The organism is Cupriavidus sp. FW305-27 (assembly GCF_058787995.1).
On record NZ_JBYTAG010000076.1, the window covers coordinates 1 to 12,254 of the forward strand.

10 protein-coding genes are annotated in these 12,254 nt (G+C 67.1%); 1 reads left to right on the plus strand and 9 read right to left on the minus strand.

The annotated features are described in order from the left end of the window. Positions 1-3: 3 nt before the first annotated feature. The 4 genes from AC3WRI_RS28025 to AC3WRI_RS28040 all read right to left on the minus strand — a co-directional run bounded on the left by AC3WRI_RS28025 (position 4) and on the right by AC3WRI_RS28040 (position 4,102). Positions 4-1,176 (minus strand): thiolase family protein, encoded by a 1,173-nt coding sequence (locus AC3WRI_RS28025; protein WP_010810369.1) that lies wholly within the window; start codon positions 1,174-1,176, stop codon positions 4-6. Positions 1,177-1,180: 4 nt separating this feature from the next. Continuing rightward, positions 1,181-1,573, minus strand: a complete 393-nt coding sequence (locus tag AC3WRI_RS28030) for a Zn-ribbon domain-containing OB-fold protein (RefSeq protein ID WP_010810370.1) — start codon at positions 1,571-1,573, stop codon at positions 1,181-1,183. A 131-nt stretch (positions 1,574-1,704) separates the two neighbouring features. Then, complete coding sequence (locus AC3WRI_RS28035) at positions 1,705-3,249, minus strand: acetolactate synthase large subunit (protein ID WP_010810371.1); 1,545 nt, start codon at positions 3,247-3,249, stop codon at positions 1,705-1,707. 76 nt (positions 3,250-3,325) lie between these two features. Next, positions 3,326-4,102, minus strand: coding sequence for a GntR family transcriptional regulator (locus AC3WRI_RS28040; protein ID WP_492294514.1), 777 nt, complete (start codon positions 4,100-4,102; stop codon positions 3,326-3,328). Between the two features lie 328 nt (positions 4,103-4,430). On the opposite strand from AC3WRI_RS28040, the gene AC3WRI_RS28045 reads away from it, so the two are divergent. After that, positions 4,431-4,928 carry an acyl-CoA thioesterase gene (locus tag AC3WRI_RS28045; protein WP_010810373.1) on the plus strand — a complete coding sequence of 166 codons (498 nt, stop codon included), beginning with the start codon at positions 4,431-4,433 and terminating at the stop codon, positions 4,926-4,928. A gap of 53 nt (positions 4,929-4,981) precedes the next feature. Here AC3WRI_RS28045 and AC3WRI_RS28050 read toward each other — a convergent pair whose 3' ends face one another. From AC3WRI_RS28050 to AC3WRI_RS28070, 5 genes are all read right to left on the minus strand, one after another. Next, the gene (locus AC3WRI_RS28050; protein WP_011616688.1) at positions 4,982-6,400 is read right to left on the minus strand and encodes a sensor histidine kinase; all 1,419 of its coding nucleotides are present in this window, start codon (positions 6,398-6,400) and stop codon (positions 4,982-4,984) included. A gap of 238 nt (positions 6,401-6,638) precedes the next feature. Further along, positions 6,639-6,842, minus strand: a complete 204-nt coding sequence (locus tag AC3WRI_RS28055) for a CsbD family protein (RefSeq protein ID WP_010810375.1) — start codon at positions 6,840-6,842, stop codon at positions 6,639-6,641. 101 nt (positions 6,843-6,943) lie between these two features. Beyond that, positions 6,944-7,552, minus strand: a complete 609-nt coding sequence (locus AC3WRI_RS28060; protein ID WP_010810376.1) for a hypothetical protein — start codon at positions 7,550-7,552, stop codon at positions 6,944-6,946. A 321-nt stretch (positions 7,553-7,873) separates the two neighbouring features. Beyond that, on the minus strand, positions 7,874-10,996 hold the full coding sequence (locus tag AC3WRI_RS28065; RefSeq protein WP_010810377.1) for an efflux RND transporter permease subunit: 3,123 nt from the start codon (positions 10,994-10,996) through the stop codon (positions 7,874-7,876). 13 nt (positions 10,997-11,009) lie between these two features. Further along, positions 11,010-12,209 (minus strand): efflux RND transporter periplasmic adaptor subunit, encoded by a 1,200-nt coding sequence (locus tag AC3WRI_RS28070; protein ID WP_492294516.1) that lies wholly within the window; start codon positions 12,207-12,209, stop codon positions 11,010-11,012. Between the last annotated feature and the right edge of the window lie 45 nt (positions 12,210-12,254).

Consider the following 12,254-nt stretch of genomic DNA (forward strand, 5'->3'; position numbering starts at 1 on the left):
GCCTTAAACCGTCGCCCCAGTCCCCAGAATCGCCGTAGCCTGACTCGACAACGTCCCCCCATTCCCATGCACCACGGCAACCTCGGCATCCCGTACCTGCCGCTCCCCACATTCCCCACGCAACTGCCGCACCGCCTCAATGGTGATGAACATCCCATACATCCCAGGATGCACGCATGACAAGCCACCGCCATTGGTATTCACCGGCAGCCGCCCGCCCGGCGCAATGCCGCCACCGCTGACAAACTGGCCGCCCTCACCCTTGGCGCAGAAACCCAGGTCTTCCAGGAACAGCAGCGTGTTGATGGTGAAAGCATCATAGAGCTCGGCCACATCGACATCCGACGGCTTGAGCCCCGCCATGGCAAAGGCGCGCTCGCCGGATTCCTTGGCAGCCGTGACGGTCAGGTCCGGCATGCACGAGATCTGCCGGTGCCACGTGGCAGTGGCATTGCCCAGCACATAGACCGGCGGCTTGGCCAGGTCCCTGGCGCGGTCCGCGCGCACCATCACATAGGCGCCGGCGCCATCGGTGACCAGGCAGCAGTCACGCACGGACAGCGGGTCCGACACCATGCGCGCATTGAGCACATCATCGATGCTGAGCGGGTCTCGCATCATCGCTTCCGGATTCAGCTGCGCCCACTTGCGCGCGGCCACGGCGACCTCGGCCAGGTGCTCGCGCGTGGTGCCGTACTGGTGCATATGGCGCGCCGCGGCGAGAGCATATGACGTGATCGGCTGCAGCGGGCTGTACGGGTGCTCATACGGCTGCGGGTCCAGCACCGCGCGCACCTTGGAGATGCCGGCGCGGCCAACCGTGGAGGTGCGCTGGTTGCTGCCGTAGCAGACCAGCACCGCATCGCACTGCCCCGATTCCAGCGCCATCATCGCCGGCAGCATGTGCGAGACAAAGCTGGAGCCTCCGATCATGGTGCTGTCGACAAACTTGGGCTTGATGCCAAGGTACTCGGCCACCGGCATCACCCACATGCTGGCGCCGACGCTGGCGGTGGCGATGCCGTCGATGTCGCGCATCGACAGCCCCGCATCCCTGACGGCGGCCTTGGCGGCCTCCACCAGGATTTCCATTTCAGTCTTGCCGTGGGCCTCGCCCAGGCCCGCCTGGCCGACCCCGACGATGGCGACGCTGCCACGCAAATTCGACAAACTCATGGCCTCAGCCCTCCACCGGATCGAACACGACGAGAGCGGCCTCGCCTTCCTTGCCCTGCGCCACGCGTGCCTGCACACGCATGCCGATGCGCACGCTGGCGGGCGCAATGCCTTCCACGCGGCTCATCATGCGCACGCCCTCATCCAGGTCGACCAGCACCACGTTGTAGTCGCCGCCGGCATCCGGCTTGCGGCGGATCACGCTGGTGGAGTAGACCGTGCCGGTCCCCTTGGGCTCGACCCAGGCGAGCGTGTCGCCGCCGCAGTGCGGGCAGATATTGCGCGGGAAAAACACGTGGCGCTTGCAGTCCTGGCAATGCTGGATGCGGAACTGGCCAGCGGCGAGCTGGTCCGCGTAAGCCTTGTCCGGACCCACCGCCGCTTGTTGTTGGGGCATGGAGTCTCCTTCACTTTTGATGGTGCCGCCATGGACCTGCCATGGCACAGCAATCAGCTTGCCGCAGTCTGTGCATTGCAACAATTCACATCTGCCGAAGGCTGGATTTTTGAATCCGGAAAGCGCTGCGCTCAGATCACCAGTTCGATCACAAACGGCCCCCTGCGCGCATTGGCCATGCGGAACAGGTCGGCAAAACTTTCCATGTCCCTGGCCTGCGCGCCCTCCACGCCCATGCCGTTGGCCAGCTTGACCCAGTCCAGGTCGGGATTGCCGATATCCAGCATGTCCAGCGCGGTCTTGCCCGGGTTGGCGCCTACGCCCGCGAGCTCGCCCAGCAGGATGGCGTACTTGCGATTGGCCAGCAGCACCACGGTGACGTCGAGCTGCTCGCGCGCCATGGTCCACAGCGACTGCAGCGTGTACATGGCCGAGCCATCGGCCTGCAGTGCCACCACGCGCCGGTCCGGCGCCGCCACCGCCGCGCCCACGGCCAGCGGCAGGCCTTCGCCGATGGCGCCGCCGGTCAGCTGCAGCCAGTCGTGCGGGGCCGCATGGACCGTGCCCGGATAGAAGGCGCGGCCGAAGCTGATGCTCTCTTCCACCACGATCGCCTGTTCGGGCAGCAAGGCGGTCAGCGTACGTGCCACCGCCTCGGACGTGACCGCGCCGCGGGCGGGCTCAACGGATGCGGGCGCTACGGCAGCCGGCAGCGGTGCATTGCGTGCACCCACCTCGTCGGCCAGGCGGGCCAGCGCTTCGGCAAGGTCTTCCTCCGGGCGTGCCAGCACGTGGATCACGGCATCTTCCGGATACGGGCGCGGCGACTTGCCCGGGTAGGCAAAGAACGTCACCGGCGCCGGTGCGCCGACCAGGATCACGTTGCGGATGCCGGCCAGCTTGTCGCGCGCGACGTCGCCCGAATATGGCACGCGGTCCACCGCCAGGCGGCCGCTGCCGCGCGACACGCGCGCATTGGACATGGGCGAGATCAGGCGGGCACCGGTGGCCGCGGCAATGCGGTGCGCATCGGCCAGCGGCGCCTCGCGCAGCGCGCTGCCCCCCAGCACCACCAGCGTGGGCTGGCCCGAGCGCAGCACGCGCGCGGCCTGCTGCACGGCGTCGGGCGAGACCTTGGGCACCGCCAGCGGCGGCAGCGGCGCGGCCACCACGCCGCCCGCATCCCAGCACACATCGGAAGGCAGGATCAGGCTGGCGACCCCGCCCGGCGCGGCGCATGCGGCCTGCACCGCGGACGAGGCATCGGCGCCGACGGACGCAGCCTGCGTGGCCGTGCGCGTCCACACCGAGACCGGACGGGCCCAGCCTTCGGTATCCGCGGTCAGCGGTGCGTCCAGCGGCCGGTGGTAGGTGGCCTGGTCGCCGATGATGTTGACCACCGGCGTCTGCGCGCGGCGCGCGTTGTGCAGGTTGGCCAGGCCGTTGGCCAGCCCCGGGCCGCAATGCAGCAGCGTGGCGGCGGGCTTGCCGGCCATGCGCGCATAGCCATCGGCCGCGCCGGTGACCACGCCTTCGAACAGGCCCAGCACGCAGCGCATGCCCGGGATGCGGTCCAGCGCCGCGACGAAGTGCATCTCGCTGGTGCCCGGGTTGGCAAAGCAGGTGTCCACGCCGTTGGCGAGCAGGGTCTTGACCAGGCTCTCGGCGCCGTTCATCGGTTGGGTAGTTTCCATGTCTCGGGTTCCGCTCAGGTTCTGGGTCAGCAGGTTGGCATTGGTTGCACGGGAGGCGTCAGGCCGGGCACGGCCGCGCCGCCAGCAGGTCGAAATCCAGGCAGACAAAGTCGGTCGGGAATTCGATGCGTGCGTAGTAGACGATCAGCTCGCCGCGCTCGCCCGGGACACAGGCAAAACGGCACAGCTCAGCCACCGGCGCGCCCACGGCAAGCGCCAGCGCGGCGGCGGATTCGGCCCCGGCCGCGACGATCGACAGGCGCTGGCGCGCGGTGCTGACCGACAGTCCGGGGAAGCGGTCCAGCACCGGCACCGAGGCGCCCTGGCGGAAGGCCTCGGGCTCGCGCGCAAAGACGCCGGCCTCGATATAGACCTCGCCCACCGCGAACGGCCGTCCTTCCAGCCGGTGCAACCGGCGCAGGAAGTGGTATTCGGCGGCGCGCTCACCGGGGCACGGCATGCCGAGATCGGCGGGCAGCGGCACGTTGCCGGCGGATTCGACCATCGCTTCGGTGTCCAGCTGAGCGCCCACCGCCACCGCCTCGTCCCAGCTGGTCGACAGCGACACCTGCCGCCGCGACTGGCACGGCGCCTTGACGAAGGTGCCGCGCCCGCGCGAGCGCGCCACCAGCCCTTCTTCATCGAGCATCGACAAGGCATGGTGCATGGTCATGCGCGCCACGCCGTACTGGCGGCACAGCTCTTCCAGCGACGGGATGCGCTCACCCTCGCGCCAGGCGCCGCTTTCGATCTGGCGGCGGAAGATGGTGGCCAGCTGCAGGTAGACCGGCTGGCGGCTGCGCGCGAGGAGTTCGCTGGACGTGGTGTCTGCCATGCGGCAAGGGAGGTTGGGAAACGCCGGTGAACGTCGGGGAAAAAGGGCGAGGCGTGGGCCGCCCGGAGGCAGCCTGGCCGGACGACTATATAAAAGTCTATAAACCTAGACTACTCGGGTTAACGCCGATCCATGCCGCTCCGGTATTGCCAGGCCCGGGCGTGCATTCCGGGACTTTTGTCGCCCGTGCGTCACGCGCCGGAACGTGCCGCAACCCCCACTTCAGCGCCCACCTTGACACTGCCCAAGCGGACAGAATGCCACCATGCCCCAACCTTCCCGGGGGCAGGCGTGGCTGCCGCTTGCAGCCATCTCAAGGAGTCAACTTATGTTGATGCGAGACGTGATCCCCCAAATCCTGAACCGCGGCGCGGCCCAACTGGCGCCCGACGCGTTCGAGACCGCTTCGCACAAGACCTTCCACCATGCGATCGACATCTACCTCAAGGATTCCAATGCCTTTATGAACACCTACTTCGCCCGCTATTTCGAGTGGCAGGGTATTTGCCGGGAGCGCTGGTTCCATGAATGCATCCACGACAACCTGCTGGCCGCGGGCGGCGTCTTCGTGACCAAGCGCGCGCACCAGGAGTATGTCGAGGAGACGTTCCCGTTCCAGCGCGTGGATTGCTACCTGAACACCTTCCAGGTCCGGCAGTGCTCGGCCTACCTGCTGTTCCGCTTCTGCGTGGGGGGCAAGCCGGTGTCGCTGGGCTACCAGCAGATCGTCTTCGCCGACCGGCAAAAGCGCATCACGCGCTTTCCGGCGGGCATCATCGAACGGGTCAGGGAATATGAACTGGCGCTGCCGGCACTGGCCAGCTGAGCCAGGCGCGGCTGACCCCGCGCGGGTCTGAATCCGGCACCGCCGGCCGTGGCTCAGCCGGCGGTGCTGGTGCGCAGCCGGCTGTCGGCCATGGCGGTGAAGCGCGGCAGGCTGAGGGTAAAGGTGGTATGCACGGCCGGCACCGACTCGCACTCAATGCGCCCGCCGAAGGTCTCGATCACGCGCCGGCAGAAGGCCAGGCCGAGGCCGGCACCGGTGCCATGCGCCTTGGTGGAGAAGAACGGATCGAAGATGCGCGGCATGACGTCGGCCGCAATGCCCGGGCCGGTGTCGCGAAAGCGGATCACGTGGTACTGGCCCTCGGTCGCGCCGGTGATGTCGATGCGGCCGCCGCCGGCCGCGCGGATCGCATGCAGCGCGTTCTTCAGCAGATTGAACAGCACGTAGACCAGCAGCGTGTCGGAGCCGACAAAGCGCCAGCCCTGGTCGATGCCGCGCACCTGCACGCAGCCGCGCTCCTCGCCCTGGAACGGGTAGCGCTCCAGCGCCGCATGCACGCAGTCGGCAATGCCGTGCGGGGCAAAGCTGCTGCGGTCCAGCCGCTCCAGCGTGACCGAGGCCAGCGCCATGTCGATCACGGTGCTGGTGCCATCGACTTCCCGCGTGATGGCGCCGACCAGGCTCGACACGCGCTCAAGCTGCCCGGGCCGCATGCGGTCCTCGCACAGCCCCTGCTGGACCGCCAGCCGGTAGCCATGCAGCACCTGCGGCCAGGTGCGCGCCAGCTCCTGCGCCTGCATGCGGATGGTCGCCAGCGGCGTGCGCACCTCGTGCGCCACGGTGGCGGCCAGCGAATACGGATGCATCAGGTCGTAGCGCACCACGCTGACCGCCAGGATGCCCAGGCTTGCCGCCACGAACACCACGCCCGGCGGATAGAAGGCCGCGCCATAGTTGACGGCGTAGTCCACCGCCGCCAGCGAATAGAGCGCCACCGCCACCAGGCACAGCTTGTAGCGCTTGCGGCGTTCGGCGGTTGCATTGCGCCGCGCCGCCACCAGCAGCCAGGCGCTGCGCAGCGCCACCAGCACCGTCTGCACCAGGTGCAGCGGATGCAGCGGGCCGGCCCTGGGATAGTCGCCAAAGAAATAGCTGTAGTAGCCGGAGACCACCTGGTCGGTGGTCAGCAGCAGCACCGCCAGCACCAGGCTCAGGCCGTACGAGGCCAGCAGCAACGGCCGCTCGCGGCGGCACTCGGTGACTTCGGCGATGAAGTGGTAGAAGGTGGTCGGCAGGAACAGGATGAAGAGGTAGCCGAGCCGGGCCAGCATCAGCGACACATCGGGATGCGAGGCCTGGAACAGGAACACCCACGTGCCCTGCCAGGCGAAGGTGGTCACGCACAGCAGGAAGAACGAAGTGGAGACGCGCGTCACGCCCTTGGTCACCAGCACATAGAGGCCGTAACCGAGGAAGATCGACGAGACGAAGGCGGGCAAGGCTGCGTACATGCGGAGCGCGAAGGCAAGCCGGGCGGATGGCAGGGTCGGCGACGCGACATGTTATGCCCTGCGCGGGTGGCGCGTGCATCATTCGGTTGCATTCAGAGCTAATCCGCGCTTAATGCTGTGCGATACGCGCCGGCATACCCCTCGTTCCGGGGGTGCCAGGTTCCGAGCACGCGCCGCACGCAAAAAGCAAGGCGGGACGCCCGCTGGCGTCCCGCCTTGCCTAGCTGCCACGCATTGCTTACCAGCGCGTGTCCCGTTCCCAATCCTTCATTTCTTCCTCGGCGCGCTCCTTGGTGTAGCCATAGCGCTCCTGGATGCGGCCGGCAAGCTGGTCACGCTTGCCGTTGATCTGCGCGATGTCGTCGTCGGTCAGCTTGCCCCACTTCTCCTTGATCTTGCCCTTCGCTTGTTCCCACTTGCCTTCGATCTGGTCCCAGTTCATCTCATGCTCCTTCATCCGGTGGCAAGGGGGCGCATTGGAGGCGTCCCCTTGCGGGTGGTGCGGTGCGTGGCCCGCCAATGCTGGCGGGATGCCGCGAAGGCTTACTTGCCGTACTTGGCCTTCACATCGGCCTGGCACTTGTCCTTGGCATCGCCCGACATCGCGTCGCAGCGTTCCTTGTCGGCCTTGTAGGCGGCGTCGGTGGCGTCCTTCTTCGCGTCGGCGCGGGCTTCCGCCACGTCGGCACGCGAACCGGTCGCCGCGGCCTTGTCGACCTTGGCAGCCATCAGTGCCTTTTCATGGGCGGCCTTGGCGTCCTTCTTGCAGACGTCCTTGTCGTTGCCCTTCTTGTCGTCGCACATTTCCTTGGCTACGTCATAGTCGCGGTCAGCCTTGGTCTTCTCGGCCTTGGCGGTCGCCTTCTGCGTGCCGTCGCGGCGGGCTTCGGCCTGGGCCTTGGCCACATCGCGGTCGCGCTTGGCCTCGGCCTTGCAGACGTCCTTGGCGTTGTCCTTCATGCCATTGCACTTGGCGGAGGCAGCCTTGTAGTCCGCATCAGCCTGCTTCACCGCGGCGTCATAGTCTGCCCTTGCCCCGGTTGCAGTCGTTCCGGACGCGGTTGTTGGTGCGGTCATCTGCGCCAGCGCAAATCCCGCCGGTGCGGCAACCATCATCGAACACACTGCTGCGGTCAGCCATTTCTTCAACATGTCGATCTCCTTTCCGGGTGATTGCGTAAAGGTACGCATGAGAGGCCGGCGGCTATGCTGCTGGCCATGCCGTAAGTACAGAGTAGGCCCGGGGGGGTATGGGAAGCAGGCGTCCGGTTCCGAAAGGCGCGTCAGACTATTCCGACATTGCAATGCGGGCGAGGCACGCGGCGGGGCATGCACCTGGTTGCTGGAGGGGGGATGGTGCGGTCAGCGCGTCATGTGCGCGACGGCGGGCGAGCATGCGTGCCGCAGAACAAGGCGCCCCTCTCCCGCGCAGCGGGAGAGGGGCGCAAATTGCCAGTGAAGTCAGGGCGGTCGTCAGCCCAGAATCGACGGCGTCAACCGGTTCTCGTCAGGCGCTTCGCCCTCTTCGTCCGGCCAGTTGCGCCCCACCATCCATTCATACAAGGTGGGCAGCACGATCAGCGTCAGCATGGTGGCGGTGATCAGCCCGCCGATGATGACGATGGCGAGCGGGCGCTGCGTCTCCGAGCCGATGGCGCGAGAGATCGCCATCGGGAACAAACCCAGCATGGCCAGCAGCGCGGTCATCAGCACCGTGCGCAGCCGGTCCATCGAGCCGGTCAGCACCGCCTGGCGCACCGGCATGCCTTCATCGCGCAGCTGGTTGAAGTAGGTGACCATGACCACGCCATTGAGCACCGCCTGGCCGAACAGCGCGATAAAGCCGATCGCCGCCGACACCGACAGCGGGATGCCGGTCAGGAACAGCGCGAACACGCCCCCGATCAGCGCGAACGGGATGTTCGAGATGATCAGCGTGGCGCTCTTGAACGACTTGAACGCATTGAACAGCAGCAGGAAGATCACCAGCACCGACAGCGGCACCACGATCGAGAGCCGCGCCATGGCGCGCTCCTGGTTCTCGAACTCGCCCGACCAGCTGATCTTGACGTCGTCGGCCTTGACGTTCTTCGCCACCAGCTTCTGCATGTCCTTGACCACGCTGCCCATGTCGCGGTCGCGGATAAAGATGCCGATCGAGGTGGTGCGCTGGCCGTTCTCGCGGCTGATGTTCATCGCGCCGGATGCCGCGCGGAACGTCACCAGTTGCGACAGCGGCACCTGCGCGCCGTCCGCGGTCTGCATGAAGATATTGGGCAGGTTCGGCAGCGCGCGCTCCGACGGCTTCAGGCGCACGGCCACGCTGAAGTGCTTCTCGCCTTCCCACAGCTCGGTCGCGGCCTTGCCGGCCAGCGCGGTTTCCATCAGGTCCTGCACGTCGGCGACATTGATGCCGTAGCGCGCGGCCTGGGCCCGGTCGAACTCCAGCACGTACTGCGGCAGTTCGCCGTCACGGTCGATAAAGGCGCGCATCACGCCCTTGACCGTCTGCACGTTGGCCAGGATCTGGTCGGCCACCTTCTTGTTCTGCTCCAGGCTGTCGCTCTGCACCTTGATCACGATCTGGCCCTTGATCTGCGAGATGCTCTCCAGGATGTTGTCGCGCACCGGCTGCGAGAAATTGGGCTCGATGCCGGGGAGCTGGCGCAGGTTCTTGTCGATCTCGCCGATGATGGCGCGCTTGTTGAAGCCGTCGCGCCATTGCTTCTCGGGCTTCAGGTCCACCAGGATCTCGACGGTGTTGATCAGCTTGGGATCGGTGCCGTCGTCGGGGCGGCCCACCTTGGAGATGGTGGTGTTGACCTCCGGGGTCTTGCGGATCACGCTGCGCAGCAGCCGCGCCTGGTCGCGCGCCTCGTCGATCGAGACCGATGCCGGCAGGTCGAAGCTGACCCACATCGAGCCTTCGTCCAGCTCGGGCAGGAACTCGCTGCCGAGGAACTTGCCCACGCCCACGGTCACCACCAGCAGGCCCAGCGCCGAACCCACCACCAGCTTCTTATGGTCCAGCGCCCAGGCCAGCATCGGCTCATAGAGCCGCTTGCAGTGGCGCACGATGAAGTTGTCGTCGTGCGCGATGTTCCTGGTGAGCAGCAGGTGGCACAGCAGCGGCACCAGCGTCAGCGAGAGGATCAGGGAGCCGATCAGCGCGCCCGTGACCGTGTAGGCCATCGGCGCGAAGATCTTGCCCTCGTGCCGCTGCAGCGTGAAGATCGGGATGTGCGCCGCAATGATGATGACCATCGAGAACACGGTCGGACGGCCCACTTCCGTGGTGGCCTGCAGGATGGCATGCAGGCGCGCCTTGCTGTCCTTGATCTGCTGCGCCTTGAGCTCGCCCAGCCGCTTGAAGATATTCTCAACCACGATCACCGCGCCGTCGACGATGATACCGAAGTCCATCGCGCCAAGAGACAGCAGGTTGGCTGGAATACCCACCCAGGTCAGCCCGATGAAGGTCGACAGCAGCGCCAGCGGGATGATCAGCGCCACGATCGCCGCGGCGCGCACGTTGGCCAGGAACAGGTACAGCACCGCCATCACCAGCAGCGCGCCTTCCACCAGGTTGCCGAACACGGTGTGCAGGGTCTTGTCGATCAGCGTGGAGCGATCGTAGTACGGCACGATCTTCACGCCCTTGGGCAGGATCTGGTCGTCCAGCAGGTCGATTCTCTTCTTCAGCGCCTCCAGCACCAGCGACGGGTTCTCGCCCTTGCGCATCACCACGATGCCCGAGACGATGTCGTCCTCGTCGTCCTGGCCCATCAGGCCCTGCGGCGGCGCGCTGCCGACCCTCACGTCGGCGATGTCCTTGACCAGGATCGGGGTGCCCTGGTTCTCGGCCACCACCACGTTGGCGATATCGGCCGAGGTGCGGAAACTGCCCAGCGAGCGCAGCAGGAACTGTTGCCGGCCGTGCGCCACGGCGCCGCCGCCGGCATTGGCGTTGGCGCGCTGCAGCGCGGTGAACAGCTGCGACAGCGAGATCTTGGCATCGCGCATGCGCGCCAGGTTGGGATTGACCTCGTACTGCTTGATGGTTCCGCCGATGGTGACCAGGTCGGCCACGCCCGGCACCTGGCGCAGGTTTTTCTCCACCACCCAGTCCTGCAGCGTGCGCAGCTCTTGCGCGGTATAGCCCTTGCCGGCCAGGCGGAAGCGGTAGATCTCGCCGATCGCGGTGGACAGCGGCGCCAGGTCCGGATGCACGCCGTCGGGCAGGTCCACGCTGCGCAGGCGCTCCAGGATCTGCTGGCGCGCGGTCACGTCGGTGGCGCGGTCGTTGAAGGTCACCATCATGAACGACAGGCCGAACTGCGTATGCGAGAACACCCGCACCGCGTTGGGCGTTCCGGCCAGCGCGGTTTCAATGGGGATGGTCACCTGGCGCTCCACCTCTTCGGCGGCGCGGCCCGGGTACAGCGTGATGACGTTGACCTGGATGTCGGAGACATCCGGGAAAGCTTCGATCGGCAGGTTCTTGAATGCAGCCAGGCCGCCCCCGACGAAGATAAGCAGGCCCAGCCAGACAAAGAGCTTCTGGTGCAGGGCAAAGCTGACGATGCGCGAAATCATGTGGCGGCCGTCCTCACTTCTTCTCGGACGCACGCGCCGCGTTCACGGCAGTGGCATCGCGCAGGATGTCCTGCAGGTAGAGGTTGCCGTCGGTGATCACGGTCTCGCCGTCCTTCACGCCTTCAAGCAGCTCGGTGGTGCCGGGCAGCGTCACGCCCACGCGCACCAGGCGGCGCTCGAAGGTATTGGCGGCGGTGCGCACGAACACATAATTGCGGTTGTCGGCCAGGAACACGGCCTTGGACGGCACGGCGATGCCCTTGAACGACGCGGCCGGCAGCTTCGCGGTGACGAACATCTCTGCCTTCAGGCGCCGCTCCGGGTTGGGCACGTTCAGCCGCACCTTGATACTGCGCGCGGTGGGATCGACATAGTCGGCGATCTTGACCACGGTGCCGGAGAAGGCCTCGCCGGGCCAGGCAGCGGTGGTGAGCTGCACGTCCACGCCCGGCTTGAACAGGCTCAGGTCGGCCTCGCCCGCATCGACCTGCGCCCACAGCGTGGTCGGATCGGTCACCAGGAACAACGGCGCGGCGGGCGGCTGGTCGGGGCGCAGCTCCATGCCGAGGTTGATGTTGCGTTCGACCACCAGGCCGTCGATCGGGCTGCGCAGCGGAAAGCGCTGGTTTACGATGCCTGAGGCGCCCGCGCCGCCCGCGGCCGCGCCGTACTGGGCCAGCGCCGCCTGGGTGCGCTGCAGGTCCGCCGCGGCGCGCGCGGCGTCGGCCTGCGCCTGCTCCAGCTCCTTCTGCGCGATGATGCCGGCGCCGTACAGCTCGCGCTGCCGTGCCAGCGCCTTGGCCGCGACCGCGCTGTCGGCGGCGGCCTTGCGCGCATCGGCCTGGGCCACGCCGAAATCGGGCGAGGTCAGGCTGGCCAGCGGCTGGCCCGCTTTCACGGTGGCGCCGGGCTGCACCAGGATCTCGGTGACGCGGCCGGCAAACGGCGTCGACACGCGCACGGTCTTGTCCTCGTTCCACACCAGCCGGCCGGGCAGGCTCAGCATGCGCTCGCCGCCGGTCCTGGCGGCTTCGCCGGCGATGCCCGGCAGCGTCTTCACGCTGGCCGGGAACTGGATGGTATTGCCGCTGACCTTGGGATCGTCATCGGCCTTGGGCGCTTCAGACTTGCCGCAGGCGGCCAGCGCCAGCGCGCACAGGGACAGGGCAGCAAACCGTGCGGGCAGGCCGGCGGGGAAATGGACGGAAGACATGCGGCGGGACATGCGTGACAGGAGGGAGTGCATTGGATTCGCTGG

Bases quoted from the DNA above. Each gene is read 5' to 3' on its own strand.
- AC3WRI_RS28025 (WP_010810369.1), bottom strand. From the start codon at position 1,176: ATGAGTTTGTCGAATTTGCGTGGCAGCGTCGCCATCGTCGGGGTCGGC.
- AC3WRI_RS28030 (WP_010810370.1), bottom strand. From the start codon at position 1,573: ATGCCCCAACAACAAGCGGCGGTGGGTCCGGACAAGGCTTACGCGGAC.
- AC3WRI_RS28035 (WP_010810371.1), bottom strand. From the start codon at position 3,249: ATGAACGGCGCCGAGAGCCTGGTCAAGACCCTGCTCGCCAACGGCGTG.
- AC3WRI_RS28040 (WP_492294514.1), bottom strand. From the start codon at position 4,102: ATGGCAGACACCACGTCCAGCGAACTCCTCGCGCGCAGCCGCCAGCCG.
- AC3WRI_RS28045 (WP_010810373.1), top strand. From the start codon at position 4,431: ATGTTGATGCGAGACGTGATCCCCCAAATCCTGAACCGCGGCGCGGCC.
- AC3WRI_RS28050 (WP_011616688.1), bottom strand. From the start codon at position 6,400: ATGTACGCAGCCTTGCCCGCCTTCGTCTCGTCGATCTTCCTCGGTTAC.
- AC3WRI_RS28055 (WP_010810375.1), bottom strand. From the start codon at position 6,842: ATGAACTGGGACCAGATCGAAGGCAAGTGGGAACAAGCGAAGGGCAAG.
- AC3WRI_RS28060 (WP_010810376.1), bottom strand. From the start codon at position 7,552: ATGTTGAAGAAATGGCTGACCGCAGCAGTGTGTTCGATGATGGTTGCC.
- AC3WRI_RS28065 (WP_010810377.1), bottom strand. From the start codon at position 10,996: ATGATTTCGCGCATCGTCAGCTTTGCCCTGCACCAGAAGCTCTTTGTC.
- AC3WRI_RS28070 (WP_492294516.1), bottom strand. From the start codon at position 12,209: ATGTCTTCCGTCCATTTCCCCGCCGGCCTGCCCGCACGGTTTGCTGCC.